General features: G+C 66.5%; 28 protein-coding genes. 25 read left to right on the top strand and 3 right to left on the bottom strand.

Translation table 11 applies throughout. The features are described from left to right. Window positions 1-171: 171 nt before the first annotated feature. On the top strand, window positions 172-645 hold the full coding sequence (gene folK, locus CON76_RS11205; protein WP_101103430.1) for a 2-amino-4-hydroxy-6-hydroxymethyldihydropteridine diphosphokinase: 474 nt from the start codon (window positions 172-174) through the stop codon (window positions 643-645). Window positions 646-684: 39 nt separating this feature from the next. Here folK and pdxH read toward each other — a convergent pair whose 3' ends face one another. Continuing rightward, window positions 685-1,317, bottom strand: a complete 633-nt coding sequence (gene pdxH / locus CON76_RS11200; RefSeq protein ID WP_101103429.1) for a pyridoxamine 5'-phosphate oxidase — start codon at window positions 1,315-1,317, stop codon at window positions 685-687. A gap of 74 nt (window positions 1,318-1,391) precedes the next feature. On the opposite strand from pdxH, the gene CON76_RS11195 reads away from it, so the two are divergent. From CON76_RS11195 to CON76_RS11095, 21 genes are all read left to right on the top strand, one after another. Beyond that, on the top strand, window positions 1,392-2,006 hold the full coding sequence (locus tag CON76_RS11195) for a YceD family protein (protein WP_101103428.1): 615 nt from the start codon (window positions 1,392-1,394) through the stop codon (window positions 2,004-2,006). A 105-nt stretch (window positions 2,007-2,111) separates the two neighbouring features. Next, a complete protein-coding gene (gene rpmF / locus CON76_RS11190) occupies window positions 2,112-2,294 on the top strand; it encodes a 50S ribosomal protein L32 (RefSeq protein WP_101103427.1) in 183 nt (60 codons plus the stop codon). 106 nt (window positions 2,295-2,400) lie between these two features. Then, entirely contained in the window at window positions 2,401-3,456 is a 1,056-nt protein-coding gene (gene plsX, locus CON76_RS11185) for a phosphate acyltransferase PlsX (RefSeq protein ID WP_101103426.1), read from the top strand. A gap of 77 nt (window positions 3,457-3,533) precedes the next feature. Further along, window positions 3,534-4,556, top strand: coding sequence for a beta-ketoacyl-ACP synthase III (locus CON76_RS11180; protein WP_101103425.1), 1,023 nt, complete (start codon window positions 3,534-3,536; stop codon window positions 4,554-4,556). Between the two features lie 25 nt (window positions 4,557-4,581). Continuing rightward, entirely contained in the window at window positions 4,582-5,535 is a 954-nt protein-coding gene (fabD, locus tag CON76_RS11175; RefSeq protein ID WP_101103424.1) for an ACP S-malonyltransferase, read from the top strand. A gap of 54 nt (window positions 5,536-5,589) precedes the next feature. Then, on the top strand, window positions 5,590-6,342 hold the full coding sequence (gene fabG / locus CON76_RS11170; RefSeq protein WP_101103423.1) for a 3-oxoacyl-ACP reductase FabG: 753 nt from the start codon (window positions 5,590-5,592) through the stop codon (window positions 6,340-6,342). A gap of 112 nt (window positions 6,343-6,454) precedes the next feature. After that, the gene (gene acpP, locus CON76_RS11165; protein WP_101103422.1) at window positions 6,455-6,691 is read left to right on the top strand and encodes an acyl carrier protein; all 237 of its coding nucleotides are present in this window, start codon (window positions 6,455-6,457) and stop codon (window positions 6,689-6,691) included. A 6-nt stretch (window positions 6,692-6,697) separates the two neighbouring features. Then, the gene (fabF, locus tag CON76_RS11160; protein ID WP_101103421.1) at window positions 6,698-7,942 is read left to right on the top strand and encodes a beta-ketoacyl-ACP synthase II; all 1,245 of its coding nucleotides are present in this window, start codon (window positions 6,698-6,700) and stop codon (window positions 7,940-7,942) included. A gap of 36 nt (window positions 7,943-7,978) precedes the next feature. Next, window positions 7,979-8,464, top strand: coding sequence for a hypothetical protein (locus tag CON76_RS11155; RefSeq protein WP_145995432.1), 486 nt, complete (start codon window positions 7,979-7,981; stop codon window positions 8,462-8,464). Window positions 8,465-8,509: 45 nt separating this feature from the next. Continuing rightward, on the top strand, window positions 8,510-9,157 hold the full coding sequence (gene rpoE, locus CON76_RS11150; RefSeq protein WP_240592846.1) for an RNA polymerase sigma factor RpoE: 648 nt from the start codon (window positions 8,510-8,512) through the stop codon (window positions 9,155-9,157). 54 nt (window positions 9,158-9,211) lie between these two features. Beyond that, entirely contained in the window at window positions 9,212-9,913 is a 702-nt protein-coding gene (locus CON76_RS11145) for a sigma-E factor negative regulatory protein (RefSeq protein WP_101103419.1), read from the top strand. A gap of 95 nt (window positions 9,914-10,008) precedes the next feature. Next, on the top strand, window positions 10,009-11,556 hold the full coding sequence (locus tag CON76_RS11140; RefSeq protein ID WP_101103418.1) for a DegQ family serine endoprotease: 1,548 nt from the start codon (window positions 10,009-10,011) through the stop codon (window positions 11,554-11,556). Window positions 11,557-11,705: 149 nt separating this feature from the next. Next, entirely contained in the window at window positions 11,706-13,517 is a 1,812-nt protein-coding gene (gene lepA / locus CON76_RS11135; RefSeq protein WP_101103417.1) for a translation elongation factor 4, read from the top strand. Window positions 13,518-13,519: 2 nt separating this feature from the next. Beyond that, on the top strand, window positions 13,520-14,506 hold the full coding sequence (lepB, locus tag CON76_RS11130) for a signal peptidase I (RefSeq protein ID WP_420812944.1): 987 nt from the start codon (window positions 13,520-13,522) through the stop codon (window positions 14,504-14,506). A gap of 53 nt (window positions 14,507-14,559) precedes the next feature. Beyond that, window positions 14,560-14,901 carry a DUF4845 domain-containing protein gene (locus CON76_RS11125; protein ID WP_101103416.1) on the top strand — a complete coding sequence of 114 codons (342 nt, stop codon included), beginning with the start codon at window positions 14,560-14,562 and terminating at the stop codon, window positions 14,899-14,901. A gap of 8 nt (window positions 14,902-14,909) precedes the next feature. Next, entirely contained in the window at window positions 14,910-15,611 is a 702-nt protein-coding gene (gene rnc, locus CON76_RS11120) for a ribonuclease III (protein WP_101103415.1), read from the top strand. After that, window positions 15,608-16,639, top strand: coding sequence for a GTPase Era (era, locus tag CON76_RS11115; RefSeq protein ID WP_101103414.1), 1,032 nt, complete (start codon window positions 15,608-15,610; stop codon window positions 16,637-16,639). Before rnc ends, era begins: the two co-directional genes overlap by 4 nt. A gap of 10 nt (window positions 16,640-16,649) precedes the next feature. Beyond that, entirely contained in the window at window positions 16,650-17,477 is an 828-nt protein-coding gene (gene recO / locus CON76_RS11110; protein ID WP_101103413.1) for a DNA repair protein RecO, read from the top strand. A gap of 60 nt (window positions 17,478-17,537) precedes the next feature. Beyond that, window positions 17,538-18,320 (top strand): pyridoxine 5'-phosphate synthase, encoded by a 783-nt coding sequence (locus CON76_RS11105; protein ID WP_101103412.1) that lies wholly within the window; start codon window positions 17,538-17,540, stop codon window positions 18,318-18,320. Further along, window positions 18,317-18,760, top strand: coding sequence for a holo-ACP synthase (gene acpS, locus CON76_RS11100; RefSeq protein ID WP_101103411.1), 444 nt, complete (start codon window positions 18,317-18,319; stop codon window positions 18,758-18,760). The genes CON76_RS11105 and acpS overlap by 4 nt, the downstream gene beginning before the upstream one ends. Then, a complete protein-coding gene (locus CON76_RS11095; protein WP_101103410.1) occupies window positions 18,718-19,041 on the top strand; it encodes a thioredoxin family protein in 324 nt (107 codons plus the stop codon). The genes acpS and CON76_RS11095 overlap by 43 nt, the downstream gene beginning before the upstream one ends. A gap of 1 nt (window position 19,042) precedes the next feature. On the opposite strand, the gene CON76_RS11090 is transcribed toward CON76_RS11095, so the two are convergent. Both CON76_RS11090 and CON76_RS11085 read right to left on the bottom strand, forming a co-directional pair. Then, window positions 19,043-19,975: a DMT family transporter gene (locus tag CON76_RS11090; RefSeq protein WP_240592845.1), complete on the bottom strand. Its 933-nt coding sequence runs from the start codon at window positions 19,973-19,975 to the stop codon at window positions 19,043-19,045. 9 nt (window positions 19,976-19,984) lie between these two features. Beyond that, entirely contained in the window at window positions 19,985-20,662 is a 678-nt protein-coding gene (locus CON76_RS11085) for a DsbA family oxidoreductase (protein ID WP_101103409.1), read from the bottom strand. Window positions 20,663-20,748: 86 nt separating this feature from the next. On the opposite strand from CON76_RS11085, the gene CON76_RS11080 reads away from it, so the two are divergent. From CON76_RS11080 to CON76_RS11070, 3 genes are read left to right on the top strand one after another with little or no spacing between them, the layout of a single operon-like run. Next, a complete protein-coding gene (locus CON76_RS11080) occupies window positions 20,749-21,942 on the top strand; it encodes an MFS transporter (RefSeq protein ID WP_101103408.1) in 1,194 nt (397 codons plus the stop codon). A gap of 60 nt (window positions 21,943-22,002) precedes the next feature. Then, window positions 22,003-22,947, top strand: a complete 945-nt coding sequence (locus tag CON76_RS11075) for a class I SAM-dependent methyltransferase (protein ID WP_101103407.1) — start codon at window positions 22,003-22,005, stop codon at window positions 22,945-22,947. Between the two features lie 56 nt (window positions 22,948-23,003). Then, on the top strand, window positions 23,004-23,984 hold the full coding sequence (locus CON76_RS11070; RefSeq protein WP_240592844.1) for an MYG1 family protein: 981 nt from the start codon (window positions 23,004-23,006) through the stop codon (window positions 23,982-23,984). The last annotated feature ends 1 nt before the right edge of the window (window position 23,985 follow it).

The following is a 23,985-nucleotide window of genomic DNA, read 5'->3' as shown; positions in this document are numbered from 1 at the left end:
CCTGCCGGTGGCGGTGCCCGCAGGCGCCCCCGCCGATGCACAGGCCGCCGACCCTGGCGCCGAAGACGCACCGGCCAAGAAGCGCCGCCGGCGCCGCCGCAAATCCAACGCCGACCGCGCCCCGCGCCCCGAGGGCGACCGCAACGACGGCCCGGACTACGGAGCCGACGCGTGAACCCTGCCGCCACCACCGCCCACATTGCGCTGGGCGCCAACCTGGGCGACGCCGTGGCCACTGTGCGCGCCGCCTTGGCGGCGTTGGACACACTGCCCCAGACCGAATTGGTGGCCGCGTCGGGCCTGTACCGCACCGCACCGTGGGAGGCCAGCGGCCCCGACTTCATCAACGCCGTGGCCGAGGTGCGTACCACGCTGGCGCCGCTGGCGCTGCTGCACGCCTTGCAGGTGCTGGAGCTGCAGGCCGGGCGCGAACGCCCCTACCGCAACGCGCCGCGCACGCTGGACCTGGACGTGCTGCGTCATGGCGACGTGACGCTGGACACGCCCGAGCTGACGCTGCCACACCCGCGCATGCTGGAGCGCGCCTTTGTGCTGGTGCCGCTGGCCGAGATCGCGCCCGCCCTGGTGCCCCCTGCCGCGTTGCAGGCGGTGGCCGGGCAGGCCATCACCCGTCTGCCCGACTGACGGCGGGTTCTGCCGCCACACCAGCCGGGTGCCGCGCCGTCAGGGCGCCAGGCGCTCGCGCACCCAAGTGCCGCCTTCCTGGCGGTAGTGCAGGCGGTCGTGCAGGCGGCTCTTGCGGCCCTGCCAGAACTCCCACTGCTGTGGCTTGAGCCGGTAGCCGCCCCAGTGCGGCGGGCGCGGGGGGTTGAGCAGAAACTGCGCGCCGTACTTGGCGGCGTTGGCCACCAGCGTGCCCCGGCCTGCAATCACATGGCTTTGCGGGCTGGCCCAGGCACCGATGCGGCTGTCGAGCGGGCGACTCTGGTAGTAGGCGTCGCTTTCCTCGGCGCTGACACGCTCCACCACGCCTTCAATGCGCACCACACGTTCCAGCTCCACCCAGTGGAATTGCAGCGCCGCGTAGGGGTTGCCCGCCAGTTCGCGGCCCTTGCGGCTGTCGTAGTTGGTGTACCAGACGATGCCGTGGGCGTCGTAGCCCTTGATCAGCACCACGCGCGTGCTGGGGCGCAGGTCGCTGCCCACCGTGGCCACCGTCATGGCGTTGGGCTCCGGGATTTCGCTGCGGATGGCCTCGTGCAGCCACTGGTCAAACTGCTGCAGCGGGTCGGCGTGCGAGGCGTCCTCGCTCAATTCGGCCCGTTCGTAACTCTTGCGAAGGTTGGCGATGTTCATGCCGGGCAGTATAGGCACAAGCCGGCGCACTGTGGCGCCGGTAAAATCCGCCCACCTTGTTGATTCCCTTGCCCATGACCTCTGTTGCCCCCCCCGCCGCGCTGGATTTGTCTGCCCTGGCCCAGAAAGCCCAACCGCTGTCGGGGCGAGCCTGGCTGACGGACTTTGCGCGCCTGGTGCAGGACTTGCCCACGCTGGCCGACCGCGCCACTTCGGCGCTGGCGGTGGCGTGGTCGGCGCGCGCCGAGTGGCGCGACGCGGTACCGGTCGCTGCTGCGCTGCCGGGCGCCCATGCGCGCAGCGCCGAGGCCGCGCCGCAGCTGTGGCTGCACCTGCAGGCGCAGGCCGACGTGCCGCAGGTGTGCCAGCGTTGCCTGAGCCCCTACCCGCAGCCGGTGGAGGTGGACCGCTGGTTCCGCTTTGTGGCCGACGAAGCCACCGCCTTGGCCGAGGACGACGCCAGCGAGGAAGACGTGCTGGTGCTCGAACCCCGCTTCAACCTGCACCAGCTGTTGGAAGACGAGCTGCTGCTGGCGCTGCCGCTGGTGCCCATGCACGACGTGTGCCCCGAGCCGGTGCGCATGAGCGCGGGCGATCTGGACGATGCCGGTGCCGACGCCAGCACCGCCGAGCGCCCCAATCCGTTTGCTGCCCTGGCCGCGCTCAAGGGTCAAGCAAAAAGCACTTGAGTCCAAAAAGACCAGCGCGGTATAATCGCCGGTTTTGCGCTGGCCTGAACCGTTTTCAGCGGCTGGTGCGTTCCTCCCACCATTGCTACTTCATAGGAGCCAACCATGGCCGTTCAGCAAAACAAAAAATCGCCTTCCAAGCGTGGCATGCACCGCGCGCACAATGCCCTGACCGTGCCGGGCATTGCCGTGGAAGTCAACACCGGTGAAGTGCACCTGCGTCACCACATCAGCCCCAACGGTTTCTACCGTGGCCGTCAGGTGTTGAAGAGCAAGTCGGAAGCCTGACCGGTCCACACGCCGGTCTGAGCCCGCAGGGTTCACACGTTTCCCAAAGCCCGCATCACAGCGGGCTTTGTCGTTTGGAATTGCAGAATACACAAAAGGTGCAAGCATGATCACCATCGCAGTCGATTGCATGGGGGGCGACATCGGCCTGGCCGCCACGTTGCCAGCGTGCGCCAGTTTCCTGGCCAAGCAGCCCAACGCGCGCCTGTTGCTGGTGGGGCTGCCCGAGGCCTTGGCCACCTTGCCGCCCGCACTTGATGCCAGCCGCTGCACCGTGGTACATGCCTCGGAGGTGGTGACGATGGACGACCCGCTGGAGGTGGCGCTGCGGCGCAAGAAGGACTCGTCCATGCGCGTGGCCATCGCCCAGGTCAAGAATGGCGCGGCGCAGGTGGCGGTGTCGTCGGGCAACACCGGCGCGCTGATGGCGATTGCGCGCTACGTGCTCAAGACGCTGGACGGCATCGACCGCCCCGCCATTGCCGGCCCCATGCCCAACGCCAAGGGCGGCGCCACCACCATGCTGGACCTGGGTGCCAACGTGGATTGCAGCGCCGAACACCTGCTGCAGTTTGCCATCATGGGCTCGGCGCTGGCCACCGCCGCCTACGGCAAGGAGACGCCCACGGTCGGGCTGCTCAACATTGGCGAGGAAGCCATCAAGGGCAGCGAGATGATCAAGCAGGCGGGCCAGCTGCTGCGCACGGCGGCCGAGGCCGGGCACCTCAACTTCTACGGCAACGTCGAGGGCAACGACATCTACAAGGGCACCACCGACATCGTGGTGTGCGACGGCTTTGTGGGCAACGTGGCGCTCAAGGCCAGCGAGGGCATTGCCGGCGTGATTGGCGGCTTCATCCGCGAGGAGTTCTCGCGCAATTGGCGCACCAAATTGATGGCGCTGGCGGCTTATCCGGTGCTGGCCGCTTTCAAGCGCCGTGTAGACCACCGCAACTACAACGGCGCGGCCTTGCTGGGCTTGCGCGGGCTGGTGTTCAAGAGCCACGGTTCGGCCGACGCGGTGGCTTTTGAATGCGCCTTGAGGCGCGCGTATGATGCGGCCCATCACCAGTTGCTGGACAACGTGAAGACGCGTCTGGAGCGGGCCGCGCCCCTGCTGGCCGCGTCTGACCCCAAGGCCGCCGCCAGCAACGCCGCCTGACCAGGGCCGCGCTGGCGTTGCCGCTGGCGCACGGGCCGGGCAGCTGTTTTTGCTTGAAAAGTCACCCCCACAGAGCTATGAGAACCTATTCCCGCATTGCTGGCACCGGCAGTTTCTTGCCACCGCGCCGTCTGACCAACGCCGACCTGGTGGCCCTGCTGGCCCAGCACGGCGTCGAGACCACCGACGAGTGGATCGTGGAGCGCACCGGCATCCGCGCCCGCCACTACGCCGACGACGGCATGAACGCCAGCGACCTGGCGCTGCAGGCCAGCCTGGCCGCGCTGCAGGCGGCGGATTGCACCGCCGCCGATGTGGATCTCATCATCGTGGCCACCTCCACGCCCGACATGGTGTTCCCGTCCACCGCCACCATCCTGCAGCGCAAGCTGACCGAGGCCGCGCTGGCGGCGGGGCAGGCGCGCGGTCCGGCGGGTTGCCCGGCGTTTGACGTGCAGGCGGTGTGCAGCGGTTTTATTTACGCGCTGACGGTGGCCGATGCCATGATCCAGACCGGTGCGGTGCGCCGTGCGCTGGTGGTGGGGGCCGAGGTGTTTTCGCGCATCCTGGACTTCAACGACCGCACCACCTGCGTGCTGTTTGGCGATGGCGCCGGTGCGGTGGTGCTCGAAGCCACCCAGCACGACGGCAGCGGCCCCGGCATCCTGGCCAGCGACATCCACGCCGACGGCCGCCACACCGACATCCTGTGCGTGCCGGGCACGGTTTCGGGCGGCGGCGTGCTGGGCGACCCGCTGCTCAAAATGGACGGTCAGGCCGTGTTCAAGCTGGCGGTGGGTCTGCTGGAGAGTGCGGCCAAGGCGGCGCTGGCCAAAGCGGGCAAAACCGAAGCCGACATCGACTGGTTGGTGCCACACCAGGCCAACATCCGCATCATGCAAAGCACGGCGCGCAAGCTCAAAATGGGCATGGACAAAGTGGTTGTCACGGTGCATGAGCACGGCAACACCTCGGCGGCCTCCATTCCGCTGGCGCTGGACCACGCGGTGCGCGCAGGGCAGTTGCAGCCCGGCCAGACCGCCATGCTCGAAGGTGTGGGCGGTGGCTTTACCTGGGGTGCGGTGCTGGTGCGCCTGTAAATTTTTTCTTCAAAAAAGCAAGAATATGAGCAACTTTGCATTTGTATTTCCCGGTCAGGGTTCGCAAGCGGTGGGCATGCTGGACGCGTGGGGCGACCATCCTGTGGTGCGCGAGACGTTGCAGGAAGCCTCCGACGCGCTGGGCGAGGACGTGGCCCAGTTGATCCACGCCGGCCCCAAAGAGGCGCTGGCGCTGACCACCAACACCCAGCCCGTGATGCTGGTGGCCGGTGTGGCCGCCTGGCGTGTGTGGCGCGCCGAAGGTGGGGCCTTGCCCGCCGTGGTGGCTGGGCACTCGTTGGGCGAATACTCGGCGCTGGTGGCCTCGGGCGTGTTGACGCTGGCCCAGGCCGCTCCGCTGGTGCGCTTTCGGGCCCAGGCCATGCAAGACGCGGTGCCCGTGGGGGTGGGCGCCATGGCCGCCATTCTGGGCATGGCCGCCGACAAAGTGCGCGAAGGCTGTGCCCAGGTGCAAGCCACGTTTGCGCCTGACAGTGGTGAGGTGGTCGAAGCGGTCAACTTCAACGACCCGGCCCAGACCGTGATTGCGGGCAGCAAGGCCGCGGTGGAAGCCGCCTGCGCGCAGCTCAAGGCCAACGGTGCCAAGCGCGCGCTGCCGCTGCCGGTGTCGGCCCCGTTCCATTCCAGCCTGATGCGGCCCGCTGCCGAGCGCCTGAAAGCGCAACTGGCCGCTACCGTGTTCGGTGCGCCGCAGATTCCGGTGCTCAACAACATCGACGTGGCGGTGGAAACCGACGCCGACCGCATCCGAGATGCGCTCTACCGCCAGGCCTTTGGCCCGGTGCGTTGGGTGGAAAGCGTGCAGGCGCTGAAAGCCCGTGGCATCACCACCGTGGTGGAATGCGGCCCCGGCAAGGTGCTGGCGGGCATGGTCAAGCGCATCGACGCCGAACTGGCCAGCGCCCCCCTGTGCGACCCCGCCACGTTGGCCGAAGTCCAGGCCTTGCTGGCCGCCTGATGCGCGCAGCGGCGTACGTGCCGCTGTGTTCTGAACCGAATAAGAGAGATTTTTATGTCTGCTGAACTTGCATTCCCGGGCCAGGTGGCCCTGGTGACGGGCGCCTCGCGCGGCATTGGCGCCGCCATTGCGCTGCACCTGGCGCAACAGGGCCTCAAGGTGGTGGGCACCGCCACCTCCGAAGACGGTGCCGCCAAGATCACCCAAGCCTTGTCCGCCTTTGCGGGCTGCCAGGGCGCCAAGCTGGACGTGAACAACGCCGCCGAAGCCGAGGCCCTGATCGACGGCATCCTCAAGCAATACGGCGCGCTGCACGTGCTGGTCAACAACGCGGGCATCACCCGCGACACGCTGGCCATGCGCATGAAGGACGACGATTGGGACGCGGTACTCGACACCAACCTCAAGGCCGTGTTCCGCATGAGCCGTGCTGTGATGCGCCCGATGATGAAGCAGCGTTATGGCCGCATCGTCAGCATCACCAGCGTGGTGGGTGCGTCGGGCAACCCCGGGCAGGCCAACTACGCCGCCGCCAAGGCCGGTGTGGCGGGCATGACGCGCGCGCTGGCCCGCGAGCTGGGCAGCCGCCACATCACGGTCAATTGTGTGGCACCGGGTTTTATTGAAACCGACATGACCGCCGCCTTGCCCGAGGCGCAGCAACAAGCCCTGTTGGCGCAAATTCCGCTGGGCCACCTGGGTCAGCCCGCCGACGTGGCGCACGCCGTGGCCTACCTGGCCAGCCCGTTGGCGGGCTACATCACGGGGCAGGAACTGCACGTCAACGGCGGCATGTTCATGGCCTGATGCCCGGGCGCCCGGTGCGGGGTTTTCCCGCAACCAAGTCACATTTTGAAAAGCGCCCCGGCCATCGGGCTAAAATGGCGCCTGCTGTTTTTAACCACCCTCAGAGGGAACTATGAGCGATATCGAAGCACGTGTGAAGAAAATCATTGCCGAACAACTCGGTGTGGAAGAAGGTCAAGTCACCAACGAGAAGGCTTTCGTGGCCGATCTGGGCGCTGACTCGCTCGACACCGTGGAGCTGGTGATGGCCCTGGAAGACGAGTTCGGTATTGAGATTCCCGACGAAGACGCCGAGAAGATCACCACCGTGCAAAACGCCATCGATTACGCACTGGCCAACCAGAAGTAAGCATCCATGAGCCGCCGCCGTGTCGTCGTGACCGGTCTGGGCTGCCTGTCTCCCGTGGGCAACACGGTGGACACGGCCTGGGCCAACCTGCTTGCCGGTCAGTCCGGCATCGACCTCATCACCCATTTTGATGCCAGCAACTTCGCCTGCAAGATCGCGGGCGAGGTCAAGGGGTTCGATCTGGAGTCCTACATTAGCGCCAAGGAGGCGCGGACGATGGACACCTTCATCCACTTTGGCATTGCAGCGGCAGCACAGGCTGTGGCCGATGCTGGCCTGCCCGTGGGCGAAGCGTTGAGCGAGGAAGAAGCCTGCAGGATTGGTTGCATCATCGGTTCCGGCATCGGCGGCTTGCCCTTGATCGAGAACACCCACGCCGAACTGACGAGCCGTGGCCCGCGCCGCATCTCGCCGTTCTTCGTGCCGGCCTCGATCATCAACATGATTTCCGGGCACGTGTCCATGCGGTTTGGCTTCAAGGGGCCCAACCTCGCGGTGGTCACGGCCTGCACCACGGGCCTGCACTGCATTGGCGAGGCGGCCCGCAAGATCGAGTACGGCGACGCCGACGTCATCGTTGCCGGTGGCTCCGAGGCCACCATCTCGCCGCTGGGCGTGGGCGGTTTTGCCGCCATGCGCGCGCTGTCCACCCGCAACGACGACCCCAAGACCGCCTCCCGCCCGTGGGACAAAGACCGCGACGGCTTTGTGCTGGGTGAGGGCGCGGGCGTGCTGGTGCTCGAGGAGTACGAACACGCCAAGGCCCGTGGCGCCAGGATCTACGCCGAACTGTCGGGCTACGGCATGAGCGCCGACGCTGGCCACATGACGGCGCCCAGCATGGACGGCCCGCGCCGCGCCATGCTCAATGCGCTGCGCAACGCCGGGCTCAACCCGGACCAGGTGGACTACCTCAACGCGCACGGCACTTCCACGCCGCTGGGCGATGTGAACGAGACCAACGCCATCAAGGCCGCGCTGGGCGACCACGCGCGCAAGGTGGTGGTCAACTCCACCAAGTCCATGACCGGGCACCTGCTGGGCGGTGCCGGTGGCATCGAGAGCGTGTTCACCGTGCTGTCCATCTACCATCAGAAGAGCCCGCCCACCATCAACATCTTCGAGCAGGACGCCGAGTGCGACCTGGACTACTGCGCCAACACCGCGCGCGACATGAAGATCGACGTGGCGCTGAAGAACAACTTCGGCTTTGGCGGCACCAACGGCTCGTTGGTGTTCAGGCGCGTGTAAGCGCACAGCCTGCCACCCTGACGGCCCCCGCCTTCCATGCACAGCGCCCCTTCGGTGGAATACCCGGCGGGGCGTTCTGTTTTGGACGCGCGCGTGACGCTGGCGGCGGCGCTGGTCTGGCTGCTGGTGCAGGCGTTGTGGGCCTGGACGTGGGGCGTGTGGCCCCTGCCGGGTGCGTGGTGGGGCGCCGCCGTGGCCGGGCTGGCCTTGCTGGCGCTGGGGCACTGGCAGCGCCGCCACCCGGTGCAGGGCCGCTTGCGCTGGCAGGCCGCGCCCGCCCTGGCCCCCGATGTGCCGCGCGTGGCCGCCACACCGGCGGGCGACTGGAGCTGGCACAGCGCCACCTACCGCCACGGCACGCCGGTGGAGCGGCTGGATTGCGTGCTGGACGCGCAAAATGCCTTGCTGCTGCGCCTGCACAACGCGGCCGGGTTGTACGCCCTGGTCTGGCTGCAGCGCGACGCCGACCCCGCGCGCTGGCCCGACTTGCGCCGCGCCCTGCAGGCCCACCGCCCGCTGTAGCGGTGGCGCTTCGGGTATATTGGCCCGCCACATCCTGCCTCCTTCATGACCGACCCTGTCCAAGCCGCCCCCCCCGATGCCGCGCCCGATGGCGATACCATGCTGGTGCAGCGCACGCTGGCGGGCGACCAGCGCGCCTTTGAGCTGCTGGTGATCAAGTACCAGCGCCGGGTGGAGCGCCTGATCGGGCGCATGGTGCGCGACGTGGACCTGGTGCCCGACATCGCGCAGGAAACCTTCATCCGTGCCTACCGCGCGCTGGGCCAGTTCCGGGGCGAGGCCCAGTTCTACACCTGGCTCTACCGCATCGCCGTCAACACCGCCAAGAAGCAGCTGCTGCAGCTCAAGCGCGACCCCGTCATCAGCATGACGACGCTGCAGGCGCACCAGGACGATGAAACTTCCAGCGCCGAATACGAACCAACGCTGGCAGGCAGCGACCCCGAGACCCCGGAAGCGGTGCTGGCCAGCAAGGAAATTGCGCAGGCCGTCAACGCCGCGCTGGAGGCCCTGCCCAAGGAACTGGGGCAGGCCATCACGCTGCGCGAGATCGACGGCCTGAGCTACGGCGAGATTGCCGAGGCGCTGGATTGCCCGATCGGCACCGTGCGTTCGCGCATTTTCCGGGCCCGCGAGGCGATCTCCGCCCGCATCAAGCCGATGCTGGAGCGCCAGACGGGCAAACGCTGGTAGGCCGCGTGCCGTGCGTGTGTTGCTGCTGTGGCTGCATTAACCAACGAATCCACCATGCCGATGAAACCTGATGCCTGTGCCCCCGAGTCCCCGCCGCCGCTGCCGCCCCAGGTGCGCGAGGCCGCCGAGCGTGTGTCGTTCTGCATGGACGCGCCCGAGCTGCTGGCCCAAGACCACGCCGCCGAGCTGGACGCACTGCTGGCCGACGCCGCCAGTGGCGCCCACACCCGCCAGACCTGGGGCGAATACCACTGGTTGGGCGACGTGCTGCGCCACGGCGAAGGCGCGCTGCCGCCCGCCAATGCCGCCTTTGTGGCCGCAGTGATGCAGCGCGTGGCGCAGGAGCCGCTGCCCGCCGCGCAGCCCACGCCCCAGTCGGCCACAGTAGTGGTGCCGTTGCCGGTGGCATCCCCATCGCAGGCTGGGCCGCGCGCCGTGGCTGGCGAGGCCGCCAACGACGCCGTGTTCCGCTGGAAGTGGGTGGCCGGTGTGGCGACGCTGGCCGCCGTGGTGTCGGTGGCGTGGCAGGTGACGGTGGCGCCCGCTGGCGGTGCCGCTGGCCCGCAACTGGCCCAAGCCCCTGCCCAGGCGGTGCCCGCCGCGTCCGTGCCGGTGTGGACCGAGCACGGCCTGGTGCTGCGCGATCCCCAATTGGAAGCCTTGTTGAGTGCGCAGCGCAAGTTGGATGGCACCTCGGCATTGCAGGTGCCAGCAGGGTTTGTGCGCAGCGCCACCTACGACAAACCGCAACGCTGAGCAGTGATGCCGCTGCTCGATTTGGCGCGCGGGTACGTTGATGTTGCGGCGCTGGCCCCCATGTGAGGGACTGTTGTTTTGTGGAGTGTGATGTGATGCCTGTTTCTGCTGTCTTGTCTGTCGCCGCGCGCCGCCGCTGGCCGCGCACCGCCCTGGCCTCGGTGGCCGCCGCCAGTGTGGCAGTGCTGCTGTGGTCGGCCACTCAGGGCCCGGTGGTGGCACAGACCACCGCCCCGGCGCTGGCCGCCGCTCCTGCCCCGATGCAGGCGCCTGTCGCGGCGCCGCTGGTGTCGGGCCTGCCCGATTTCAGCGCGCTGGTGGAGCGCGTGGGGCCGTCGGTGGTCAACATCCGCACGCTGGAAAAACGCGCCGCTGGCCCCAAGCCCGGCAGCCAGGAAGAGCAGATGCTCGAATTCTTCCGCCGCTTTGGCCTGCCGGTGCCGCCGGGGGCCGGGCCGCGCAGTCCGCACGGGCGCGGCGAGGCCGAACGCCCGCGCGGCGTGGGCTCGGGCTTTGTGCTCAGCAGCGACGGCCTGATCATGACCAACGCGCATGTGATCGAGGACGCCGACGAGCTGATCGTGACCCTGACCGACAAGCGCGAGTTCAAGGCCAAGGTGGTGGGCGCCGACAAGCGCACCGACGTGGCGCTGCTCAAGATCGACGCCCAGGGCCTGCGCCCGGTGCGCGTGGGCGACGTGGGCCGCCTGCGCGTGGGCGAGTGGGTGATGGCGATCGGCTCGCCGTTCGGGCTGGAGAACACCGTCACCGCTGGCATCGTCAGCGCCAAGCAGCGCGAGACGGGCGATTATTTGCCTTTCATCCAGACCGATGTGGCCATCAACCCCGGCAACTCGGGCGGCCCGCTCATCAACCTGCGCGGCGAGGTGGTGGGCATCAACAGCCAGATCTACTCGCGCTCGGGTGGTTTTCAGGGCATCTCGTTTGCCATCCCTATGGACGAGGCGGTGCGGGTGTCGGAGCAGTTGCGCGCCCACGGCAAGGTCACGCGCGGGCGCATTGGCGTCTCGATTGACGAGGTGGGCCAGGAGCTGGCCGAGTCGCTGGGCCTGCCCAAGGCCGCAGGTGCGCTGGTGCGGGGCGTGGAAGAGGGCTCCCCGGCCGCCAAGGCGGGCATGGAGCCGGGCGATGTGGTGCTGGCCTTCAACGGCAAGCGCATCGAGCGCTTCTCGGACTTGCCGCGCCTGGTGGGCAACACCCGCCCGGGCGAAAAGGCCACTTTGACGGTGTGGCGCCGTGGCACGCAGCGTGACCTGCGCCTGACCGTGGGCGAGGTGGAGCCCGACCGCGTGGCCAAGGCCGACCCGGCCGTGCCCGCCGCCAAGGCCAAGGGCTCGGAACTGGCGCAAAGCTGGGGCCTGCTTGGCAGTGACCTGAGCGCGGAGCAGCGCCAGGAGCTCAAGCTCAAGGGCGGCGTGTACCTGGACGAGGTGTCGGGTGCGGCCGCGCGCGCCGGCCTGCGCGAGGGCGATGTGGTGGTGGCCGTGGGCAACCAGACCGTCGGCAACGTCAAGGAGCTGGAGGCCGCGCTGGCCAGCGTGAACCAGAAACGCCCGTTCCACCTGCTGGTGCGCCGGGGCGAATGGGCACAATACGCGCTCATCCAGCCCGCTGCGCGTTGAAAAACCGTTTTTGCCTACAATCAAGACCCCACCTGGGCCGTTAGAGCGGGTGGTCTGCAGGCGCGTCAGCCCAGGCGCGCCTTTTTTGCGTGATGTCTGGCCAGCACCGCAAAATCCACCACCAGTCTTGTCCGAACCGAATACCCGTGATGAACCACATCCGCAATTTTTCCATTATTGCCCACATCGACCACGGCAAATCCACCCTGGCCGACCGCCTGATCTCGCGTTGCGGGGGCCTGAGCGACCGCGAAATGAGCGAGCAGGTGCTGGATTCGATGGACATCGAAAAAGAGCGCGGCATCACCATCAAGGCCCAAACCGCCGCGCTGCACTACAAGGCCAAGGACGGCCAGGTCTACAACCTGAATCTGATCGACACCCCCGGCCACGTGGACTTTTCCTACGAAGTCAGCCGCAGCTTGAGCGCGTGCGAAGGCGCGCTGCTGGTGGTGGATGCGTCGCAAGGCGTGGAAGCGCAGACCGTGGCCAACTGCTACACCGCGCTCGATCTGGGCGTGACGGTGCTGCCGGTGCTCAACAAGATGGATTTGCCCAACGCCGACCCCGACAATGCGCGCGCCGAAATCGAGGACGTGATCGGCATTGACGCGACCGAGGCCATTCCGTGCTCCGCCAAGACCGGCATGGGCATCGAGGAAATCCTGGAGCTGGTGGTGGCGCAGGTGCCCCCGCCCAAGGGCAACCCCGACGGCCCGCTGCGCGCCATGATCATCGACAGCTGGTTCGACGCCTACGTGGGCGTGGTGATGCTGGTGCGCGTGGTCGATGGCACCCTGAACCGGGGCGACAAGATCAAGCTCATGGCCACCGGCGCGCTGTACAACGCCGAAAAGCTCGGCGTCTTCACCCCGCACAACGAGCCGCGTCCGGCGCTGAAGGCGGGCGAGGTGGGCTACATCATCGCGGGCATCAAGGAGCTGACAGCGGCCAAGGTGGGCGACACCATCACGGCGGTCAAGACCAGCAGCGGCGCCAACCTGGACTTTGCCACCGAGGCGCTGCCCGGCTTCAAGGAAGTGCAGCCGCAGGTGTTTGCCGGCCTGTACCCGACCGAGGCCAGCGAGTACGACCAACTGCGCGATGCGCTGGAAAAGCTGCAACTCAACGACGCCGCGCTGCGCTACGAGCCAGAAGTGTCGCAGGCGCTGGGCTTTGGCTTCCGCTGCGGCTTTTTGGGCCTGCTGCACATGGAAATTGTGCAAGAGCGGCTGGAGCGTGAGTTTGACCAAGACCTCATCACCACCGCGCCCAGCGTGGTGTATGAGGTGGTCAAGGGTGACGGTGAAGTCATCATGGTCGAGAACCCGTCCAAGATGCCCGACGTGGGCCGCATCCAGGAAATCCGCGAACCGATTGTGACGGTACACCTGTACATGCCGCAGGAATACGTGGGTGCGGTGATGACGCTGGCCAACCAGAAGCGCGGCGTGCAACTCAACATGGCCTACCACGGCAAGCAGGTCATGTTGACCTATGAGTTGCCACTGGGCGAAATTGTGCTGGACTTCTTCGACAAGCTCAAATCCGTCAGCCGGGGCTACGCCTCGATGGACTACGAGTTCAAGGAATACCGCGCCTCCGATGTGGTCAAGGTCGATATCCTGCTCAACGGCGAGAAGGTGGACGCGCTGTCCATCATCGTCCACCGCAGCCAGTCGGCGTACCGCGCACGGGCGGTGGTGGCCAAGATGCGCGAGATCATCAGCCGCCAGCAGTTTGACGTGGCCATTCAAGCGGCCATCGGGGCCAACATCATTGCGCGCGAGACGGTGAAGGCGCTGCGCAAGAACGTGCTGGCCAAGTGCTACGGCGGCGACATCAGCCGTAAGCGCAAGCTGCTGGAAAAGCAGAAGGCGGGCAAGAAGCGCATGAAGCAGATTGGCTCGGTGGAGGTGCCGCAAGAGGCCTTCCTGGCCATTCTGCAGGTGGAAGATTGATGATGGCCGACAGCGAACAGAAAATGGCCGCCGTCACCTCGGTGGTGCTGGCCGCCTTTGTGGCCTACGGCGGCGCCTGGTACATGGGGCTGGTGGAGGGCAACTTTGCCCTGTTGCTGCTGCTGGCGGTGCTGGTGTCGGGCGTGTACTGGGTGGCGGAGCGGCTGTACTTTCTGCCGCAACGCCGCCGCGCCGCCCAGGCCCTGGCCAGCGCCCACGCCCAGCGCCACGCCGAGCTGGAGCGCATGGGCGTCCAGCCCGAGGCGCGCGACATCGAACCTGCGCAGCAAAAGCTGCTGATGCAGCCCTGGTGGCTGGACTGGACCGCCGGGCTGTTCCCGGTAATCCTGGTGGTGTTCGTGCTGCGCTCGTTCCTGTTCGAGCCGTTCAAGATTCCATCGGGTTCCATGATCCCGACGCTGCACGTGGGCGACCTGATCCTGGTCAACAAATTCCACTACGGTGTGCGTTTGCCGGTGCTCAACACTAAGATCATCGCCAACCACGAGCCGCAGCGTGGCGACGTGATGGTGTTCCGCTACCCGCCCCAGCCCAGCCTGGACTACATCAAGCGCGTGGTGGGCGTGCCGGGCGACGAGGTGGCCTACCTCAACAAGCGCCTGACCGTGAACGGCCAGCCGGTGCCCAAGGCGGCGCAGCCTGAGTTCTTTGACGCCGACAGCATGCGCTACGCGCAGCAGTTCGAGGAACAGCTGGGCGGCAAGACCTACCGCACCCTCAACGACGCCGAGCGCCCGGCCTTTATTCCAGGCGCCAGCAGCTTTGCCTTCAAGGACCAGTGCCACTACAGCGCCGAAGGCGTGGTGTGCAAGGTGCCCGCCGGGCACTATTTCATGCTGGGCGACAACCGCGACAACTCGCTCGATTCGCGCTACTGGGGCTTTGTGCCCGAGGCCAACATCGTGGGCAAGGCCTTCTTTGTCTGGATGAATTTTGGCAACCTCAAGCGCATTGGCGGTTTTGATTAAGCCTGTGGCGCCTTAAGATGTGCGCTGGCGCAACCTTTTCCGGAGTGCAGGCGATGAGACATCGACAACGTGGCGTGAGCGTGCCGGGCATGCTGGCGGTGGGGGCCGTGGTGGCGCTGCTGGTGGTGCTGCTGGCCCGGCTGGTGCCGACCCTGATCGAGTACCAGGCGGTGCAAAAGGCCGTCAACCGCGCGGCCACGGGCACCACGGTGGCCGAGATCCGCGCGCTGTTCAACAAGGCCGCCAGCATTGACGACATCAGCGCCCTCAGCGGCAACGACTTGCAGATCAGCAAGGACAACAACCAGGTGGTGGTGGCGTTCGAGTACGAGCGCGAGATCCACCTGTTCGGCCCGGCGTATCTGGTGATGCGCTACGCGGGCCGCTCCGATTGAAGTTATGGATGGAAAGTGAGTGGATTTTGAATCCTGAATGGCTGGCGCTGCAACAGCGCCTGGGGCATGCGTTTGCCAACCCGGATCTGCTGGAGCGCGCGCTGACGCACCGCAGCTTCTCGGCCGACCACTACGAGCGGCTGGAATTTCTGGGTGATTCGGTGCTGGGGCTGGCGATGTCGGGCCTGCTGTACGAGCGGTTGCAGCGCCTGTCGGAAGGTGAGCTGTCGCGCATCCGTGCCAACCTGGTGCGCGAGGAAACCCTGTTTGATATTGCCAAGACGCTGGGCCTCTCGAACGCCATGCGGCTGGGCGAGGGCGAATTGCGCTCTGGCGGCCAGCAACGCCCGTCCATCCTGGCCGACGTGGTGGAGGCGCTGGTGGGCGCGGTGTATCTGGATGCCGGCTTTGAAGCCGCGCGCCAGGTGGTGCTGCGCCTGTACCGCGACGTGGACATCAACCCGACCATGCAAGCCTCCACCAAAGACGCGAAGACCGCGTTGCAGGAGTGGCTGCAGGGCCGCAAGCTCGCGCTGCCCGTGTACCGCGTGGTGGCCACCCACGGCCAGGCGCACCGCCAGACCTTTGACGTGGCGTGCGAAGTCGCTGCATTGCAGCAAATCCAGACCGGTACCGGCGCCTCGCGCCGGGCCGCCGAACAAGCCGCCGCTGCCGCGATGTTGCAGCATTTGAAAGCCTTGAAGCCATGACCGACCCCAAATCCAAGCTCCCCACCGCCGCTGCCGCTGCTGCACCCAACGATCTGGACACCATGCTGGCGCGTGCGCTGGGCAAGCCCGTGGCCGGTGACGGCGAACCGCTGCCCGGCGCCGAAGCCGCCACCGAGGTGCCGCAAGGCCCGCACCGTTGCGGTTACGTGGCCATCGTCGGCAAGCCCAACGTGGGCAAGTCCACGCTGCTCAACGCGCTGGTGGGGCAAAAGGTGAGCATCACCTCGCGCAAGGCGCAAACCACGCGCCACCGCATCACGGGTTTGCGCACGGTGGGGCCGACGCAGTTTGTGTTTGTCGACACGCCCGGCTTCCAGACCCGGCATGGTAACGCCCTGAACCGCTCGCTCAACAAAACCGTGCTGGGTGCGGTGTCGGACGTGGACGTGATTGTGCTGGTGGTGGAGGCGGGCCGCTTCAACCAGGCCGATGCCAAGGTGCTGGAGCTGCTGCCGCAGAACATCCCCGTGATTTTGGCGGCCAACAAGCTCGACATGATCCACCGCCGGGGCGACATTGCGCCGTGGCTGGCCGAGATGCAGCAGCGCCACCCGTTTGCCGAATTCGTGCCGATGTCGGCCAAGAACGCCAAGGATGTGCAGCGTTTTTACGCCATTGCCGAAAAATACCTGCCCGAACAGGATTGGATGTTTGATGCCGAGGAGCTGACCGACCGCAGCGAACGCTTCATGGCCGCCGAGATGGTGCGCGAAAAGCTGTTCCGCTTGACCGGCGACGAACTGCCGTACACCTCGACCGTCATCATCGACAAGTTCGAGGACGAGGGCAAGTTGCGCCGCATTGCCGCCACCATTGTGGTGGAGCGCGACGGCCACAAGGGCATGGTGATTGGCGAGAAGGGCGAGAAGCTCAAGCGCATCGGCACCGAGGCGCGCCAGGAATTGGAAAAGCTCTGGGGCGGTAAGGTGTTTTTGGAGCTGTGGGTCAAGGTGCGCTCGGGCTGGGCCGACGACGAAGCGCGCGTGCGCTCGTTCGGCTACGAGTAAACCGCCGCGCATGGCCAGCGGACGGCCTCGGGTGCCGCGCACCCTGGACGAACCGGCGTTTGTGCTGCACCAGTACGCGTGGAGCGAGTCCAGCCTGATCCTGGAGGTGTTGAGCCGCCAGCACGGCCGCGTGGCGCTGGTGGCCAAGGGCGTCAAGCGCCCGACCTCGCAGTTCCGCGCCGTGCTGCTGCCGCTGCAACCGCTGCGCCTGAGCTGGAGCGGCGAGGCCGAGGTGCGTACCCTCAAGGCCGCCCATTGGCAGGGCGGTTACACCTTGCCCAGTGGCGAGGCTTTGCTGGCGGGTTATTACCTCAACGAATTGGTGCTGAAACTGCTGGCGCGCGACGACCCGCATCCGCCCCTGTTTGACCATTACGCGCAGGCGGTGGCGGCGCTAGCCCGATCGCAGTCCTTGCCCCACGCTGGGACGGTGCAGGCGGCGGTGTTGCGCGCGTTTGAGGTGTTGTTGCTGCGCGAGCTGGGCTATCTGCCGCTGCTGCACCAGGACAGCGCCACCCTGCAGCCCTTGCAGCCCGACACCCACTACCACCTGTGGCCCGACAGCGGCCTGCACCCCAGCCCGCCGCCCCTGACGCCGCACGCCCCGCGCACGCACACCCACGGCCTGCGCGGGCAGCACTGGCTGGCGCTGCAGCACGCGCTGGATCAGCCCCAGCCCTGGGCCGCGCTGTGCCAGGTGTGCAGCGGTGCCTGTGGCCAGGCCTTGCGCCCGCTGCTGCGCACCTTGCTGCACTACCATAGCGGGGTGCGGGTGTTCCAGACGCGCCAGTTGCTGCTGGATGTGCAGCGCCTGCGCGCCCACCCGCTGGCCGACTGAACGCTTGGCCCCAGTGCAATGTGCAAGGGGCGGGCACTTTTTGGAAAGACATTCCGCACCATGACCAACGCCCACGCATCTGTGCCTGCCGCCACGCCCGCCACCGCCTTGTCGGTCAACGTCAACAAGGTGGCGCTGGTGCGCAACACGCGCCACCTGGGCATTCCCAGCGTCACGCGCGCGGCGCAGCAATGCCTGCAGGCCGGCGCACAGGGCATCACCATCCACCCGCGCCCCGATGGCCGCCACATCCGCGAGCAGGACGTATTCGACTTGGCCGCCTTGATGCAAGATTGGCCCGAGCGCGAGTTCAACATCGAGGGCAACCCGTTCCAGAACCTGATGGACATCGTCCGCCAAGTGCGGCCCCACCAGGCCACCTTTGTGCCCGACGGCGAAGGCCAGTTCACCAGCGACCACGGCTGGAACCTGGCCCAGGACGGCGAACGCCTGCGCCCGCTGATTGCCGAATGTCGGGCGCTGGGCGTGCGCGTGAGCCTGTTCATGGACCCGCAACCCGAAGCGATGGCGTTGGCCCGCGCCGTGGGGGCCGACCGCGTCGAACTCTACACCGAACCCTACGCCGCCGCGTGGGGCCACGCCACGCAGGCGCAGCAACTGGAGCGTTACCGCGCCACGGCGCAGGCGGCGCTGGAGGCCGGGTTGGGCATCAACGCGGGCCACGATTTGAACCGCGACAACCTGACCGCCTTTGTGCGCGGTGTACCGGGGTTGCAGGAAGTGTCGATTGGCCATGCGCTGATTGCCGATGCGCTGGAACTGGGCTACACCGCCACCGTGCAGGCCTACTTGGCGTGCATTGAAGCCGCGCAGCAGCCATGATCTACGGCATCGGCACCGACATTTGCGATGTGCGCCGCATCCGGGCCGCGCTGGAGCGCCACGGTGAGCGTTTTGCCGCCAAAGTGCTGGGGCCCACCGAACTGGCCATCTGGCACCAGCGCCATCAGCAGTCGCCAGAGCGGGCGGTGCGCTATCTGGCCACCCGTTTTGCGGCCAAAGAGGCCTTGGGCAAGGCCATCGGTTTGGGCGTGCGGCCACCCATGACCCTGCACAATTGTGAAATTCTGAACCGCGACAACGGCCAGCCCGCTGTGCTGCTGCACGGTACCTTGCAGGCGTGGTTTGTCGAGCGCGGTTTGAGCGCCCACGTCAGCGTCAGCGATGAAACCGACTTTGCCACCGGCTTTGTGGTGGTGGAGCGAAAGGAGTTTGAACCATGCAACACATCCAAGACACCGCCTTCGGCCACACCGATCTGACCCGCGCCGAAGTGGAGCAACGGCCCGGCACCGCGCTGCTGGTGTTTGGCACCGACTGGTGCGGCCACTGCCAGGCCGCCGCCGCCCCACTGACGCAGGCGTTGGTGCAACACCCCGGCGTGCATTGCGTGCGGGTAGAAGACGGCCCGGGCCGCCCGTTGGGGCGCAGCTTCAAGGTCAAGTTGTGGCCGACGCTGGTGTGGTTGCGCGACGGGCAAGAAGTGGCGCGCGTGGTGCGCCCCACCACCACCGATGAGGTGTTGCGTTTGCTGGCGCAGTGATTCAGGCCAGCACCAGCCCCAGTACCCCCGCCAGAATCAGCGTCAGGCCCACACGTTGTGGCCAACTGGTGTGTTCGTGCAGCACAAAGTGCGATACCGCGTAGCTGAACACCACCTCCACCATGCCCAGTGTGCGCACATGCACGGCGGAGGTCATGGCGAAAGCAGTAAACCACGCGATGGAGGCCAGCGCGCCGGCACCGCCGGCGGTCATCGACACGCGCCATTGCGTGACCAGCGAGCGCAGCGCTGCCGCATCGCGCCACAGCAGCCACGCACCCAGCGCCACCGACTGTATGGCCTGTGCCAGCAGCACACTCCACGCCGCGCACACCCACGGTGACACATCGGGTAACGCCAGTGCTGCACCTCGAAAACCCACCGCACACAATGCAAAACCCGCCCCAGAGGCCAAACCGTACACCACGGCCCAGCCTGCCCACGGTGTGGGGCTATCGGTGGCCATGGTGCCCCCCTTGCCGCGTGGCGACAACAGCAGCACGCCCGCTGTGGCCACCAACATGGCCAGCAACACGGGCACGCTGGGCCACTCGTGCAGCAGCACGGTGGAAAACAGCGCCACTTGCAATGCGTCCGTTTTGGAAAACGCCACCCCAATTACAAAGTTGCGTTGCTTCATGGCCGCCAGCAGGCAGGCGGTGGCAAACAATTGGCCCGCTGCGCCCAGCAGCAACCAGCCAACGTAGCGACCACCGAACGCGGGCCAGCCCACAGCTCCTGTGCTGGGCACCAGGTACAAGGCCAACACCCACAGCCCAGCCAAGGGCAGACCGTACAAAAACCGCGCCAGTGTGGCCCCCATCGTACCTGCCTGTGCCACCAGCGAACGTTGTGCTGCGTTGCGCCCGGTTTGGGCCAGTGCCGCAAACAGGGTGATCGGTACCCAAGCGTACTGCGCCCAGTTGCTGTTCACCACCCGTCCTCAATGCACCGTGTTGGCTGGGGGTGTGGCTTCGTTGGCGATCTGGCGCAGGGCTTGCTCCAGCACTTCCGGCGGCTGGCTGCCAGCGATGACGAAACGCTGGTTCACCACCAGCGTGGGCACGGAGCGCACGCCCGCTTGCTGGTAGAGGGCTTCCTCTTGCCGCACTTCGTGGGCAAAGGTGTCGGATGCCAGAATGTCGATGGCACGTTCGCGGTCCAATCCGGCGCTGTCCACGGCGGCCAGCAGCACGTCGTCGGCATCCAGTGGCAATTGGTCGCGGTGGCAGGCTTGCAGCAGTGCCAGCTTGAGGGCCAACTGGCGTTCTGGGTGTTCCAGTCCGGCCCAGTGCAACAAGCGGTGGGCGTTGAGCGTGTTGTACACCTTGGGGCGTGGGTCGGGGTGGAACTCAAAACCCACTTCGGCCCCGCGTTGGCGCAGCATGGCGTAGGCCTTGGCTTGTTGTTCTGGGGTGGAACCGTACCGTTGGGCCAGCAGTTCGCCCAGGTCTTGCCCGCCGGGCGGGGCATCGGGCACCAGCTCGAACGGTTGGCATTGCAGCGCCACCGCCAGCTGGGGCGGCAGACGCTCCAGCGCCGTCAGCAGCGTGGACAGCCCGATGGCGCACCACGGGCAGGAGATGTCGGAAACAAAATCGAGGGTCAAGACGGGTTGCATGGGGTGGATTATCCCGCCAGGGGTGGGGTGGGTGTTGGGGTAGCTTCTCGGGTACGATGCGCGCTGTTTTTTTAGCCCTGTTGTGCATGACTGTTATCACACCCACCACACCCACGCCAGGCCGCGCACTGGCCTCACGCCCCACGGTGTGGCTGATGGGGTTTGTGGCGTTCATGAACGTGTATGCGATGCAATCGGTGTTGCCGTTGCTGGTGGCCGACTTTGCCGCCACGCCCGTGCAAGCGGGCTTGACGGTGGGGGCCACCATTTTGGCGGTGGCGCTGTTGTCGCCGGTGATGGGCATGGTGTCGGACGCTTGGGGGCGCAAGGGCCTCATGGTCGGTTCCATGCTGGCGATGGTGGTGCCCACGGCGCTGATTCCGCTGGCGCACAGCCTGAATGCCGTGGTGGCGCTGCGTTTTTTGCAAGGGCTGGCGGTGCCCGGCATTGTCGTGGTGCTGATGGCGTATGTGGCCGAGGAGTTCCAGCCGTCCGGCGGGGTGGCGCGCATGATCAGTACCTACGTGGCGGGCAGCGTCATGGGCGGATTTTCGGGGCGTTTTTTGGCCGGACATGCCGCCGAATGGTGGGGCTGGCCCGGTGCTTTTTGGTTGTTGGCGGGCCTGACACTGGCTGGGGCGTTGTGGGTGGCGTGGCGCTTGCCACCTTCGCGCCATTTTGTGGCCAGCCGCAACCGTGCGGCTGCGTGGGCGGTGCTGCGTGGGCACGTGCGCAACCGCACACTGTGGGCGGCTTGGGCGGTGGGGTTTTGTGTGCTGTTCTCGCTGGTGGGCACGTTCACGTACGTCAACCTGTACTTGGCGGAACCACCGTTTGCGCTGTCGGCAGCGGATCTGGCCAATGTGTTCAGTGTGTATTTGTTGGGGGTGGTGGTCACGCCACTGGCTGGGCGCTGGATCCAGCGTGTCGGTTTGCTGCGTTTGTTGCTGTGTGCGCTGGCGCTGTCCTCCGGCGGTTTGTGGTTGACGCTCGCCCCCGCTGTGTGGGTGGTGATGCTGGGGTTGGCGCTGTGTTCTTGCGGTGTGTTCGTGTGCCAGACGTGTGCCATCGGTTTTGTGGCACAGCATGTGAACGAGGGCCGTTCATTGGCCACCGGGCTGTACAACATGTGCTATTACGCTGGCGGTGCTGTGGGTGCGTTGGCGGCGGGGTTGGCGTACGAGAGCTGGCATTGGCCGGGTGCCGTGTGTGCGATGATGGCTGTGCAGGCGTTGGCCGCTGCGGTGGCCGTGGTGGGGTGGCGGGTGCGCCGTGCTTGAGCCGGTGCGGATCGGTCACTGCTGTTCTTTTTTCCGTTTTTTAGGATGTTTAACCAACCTATGCAAGCTCTTTTGGATGCCATTGCCGGTGCGTCGTTCGATCCCGCGCAGGCCGATGCGCAACGCATCTTTCATGGGCGGGGCGGTGTGTACCCAGGTTGCGAACGCTGGACGCTGGATTTTTTTGCCCCGGTGTGGGTGCTGACCAGCTTTGGCCCTGCCACCGAGGAAGAGTTGGCCACCGTACAGGCCGCGTTGGCACAACGCTGGCAAACGCTGGCCCCGGGCGCAGCGTTGAATTGGGTGTTCCAGTGCCGCCACCCCGGCACGCCCGAGACCCGGTTGATGGCGGGCAGCGTGCCCGACCCGCACGTCGTCACCGAAGCGGGGCTGCGCTTTCGGGTGCATGTGCTCAAGGGCCAGAACCACGGTTTTTTCCTGGACATGGCGCGTGGGCGGCAATGGGTGCATGAGCACGTGGCCAGCCAGCGCGTGGGCAAAGTGCTCAACCTGTTTGCCTACACCTGCGCGTTTTCGGTGGTGGCGCTGCACGCCGGGGCGCGGCAGGTGCTCAACGTGGACATGAGCCAGCCCGCCTTGGCCACCGGTCAGCAGAACCACGCCCTCAATGGCTTGGCGCAGGGGGCCAGCTTTATGGCGCACGACATCTTCAGCACTTGGGGCAAAATCAGCCGCATCGGGCCGTACGACCTCATCATCGTGGATCCGCCCAGTTACCAAAAAGGCAGCTTTGTGGCGACCAAGGACTACGCACGCCTGATGCACCGTCTGCCCGATTTGCTGGCACCAGATGCTCACGCCTTGCTGTGCCTCAATGCGCCCGAGTTGGATACCGCCTTTCTACAAGACCAGATGCAGACACTGGCCCCTGAGTTGACGTTCATCGAGCGTCTGCCCAATCCGCCGGTGTTTGCGGATGTGTCGCCCGAGCGCGCGCTCAAAGTGCTGGTGTACCGCGCGCCACCTTTGCCCGCCCGTTCCTGAAACGTGTTCCACGCTGCCAGCCGTGTGGCTGTCACTTTTTTTATCCTTTTTTCTGTATGGCCATGATCCAACCGACCACCATTGCGACCCACAGCGGCAGTTTCCACGCCGACGACGTGTTTGGCGTGGGTGTGCTGATGGGTGTGTTCCCCGAACACACGCTGACCCGCACCCGCCACGAACCCACCATTGCCCAAGCCGACTTTGCCGTGGACGTGGGCGGGGAATGGGACGTGGCGCGTGGCCGTTTTGACCACCACCAGCGCGGTTTTGACGGTGAGCGCCCAGCACGTACCGTCAATGGTGTGGAACAGCCAGCGGTGGGTTACGCCAGCGCGGGCCTGGTCTGGACGGCCCACGGTGCCGCTTATGTGCAAGCGGTGGCGCAAGCGCGTGGGTTCGAATTGAACGCTGCGGCGGTGCAAGAGGTGGTGGAGGCCATCGACCACTCGCTGGTGCAGTACCTCGACATGGTGGATACCGGCCAGCACGAAGTGGCGGCGGGCATTTTTGGCCTGTCGGCGCTGGTGGCCCAGCTCAACACCAGCTGGATCGAGGAACAAGGGCTGGACACGGTGGCCAAGGCCCAGTTGCAGGAAGAGCGTTTTCGCCACGCCATCGCCATCGTGCGTGCGTTTTTGGACCAAGCCATCGTCAAGAAGATCGCGCAACTGCGTGCGGTGGAGATTGTGCGTCAAGCCCCGCGCTTGCTGGGGGGGCGGGTGCTGCACCTGAGCCAAGGCGGCATGCCTTGGACGCGCGTGGTGGTGGAGGAAATGCCGGAGGTGCTGCTGGTGCTGTACCCCGATTCCGACGGTCAGCAGTACCAGCTCAAGACCGTGCCGGTGGAGGCTGGTTCCTTCCAGGCCCGCATGGATTTGCCGCAAGCCTGGGCCGGGTTGCGCGAGCAGGAACTGGCCGCCGTGACGAGCGTGCCCGACAGCGTGTTCTGCCACCTCAAATGCTTTATTGCCGGGGCGCGCAGTTTTGAGGGCGCATTGCGGCTGGCCGAGCTGGCGCTGCCCGCACAGGAGTGAC

This window comes from Macromonas bipunctata, from assembly GCF_002837135.1.
GTDB classification, from domain to species: domain Bacteria; phylum Pseudomonadota; class Gammaproteobacteria; order Burkholderiales; family Burkholderiaceae_C; genus Macromonas_A; species Macromonas_A bipunctata.
The sequence above is the reverse complement of the archived record's forward strand: the minus strand, read 5'-3'. Positions and strand labels throughout refer to the sequence as shown.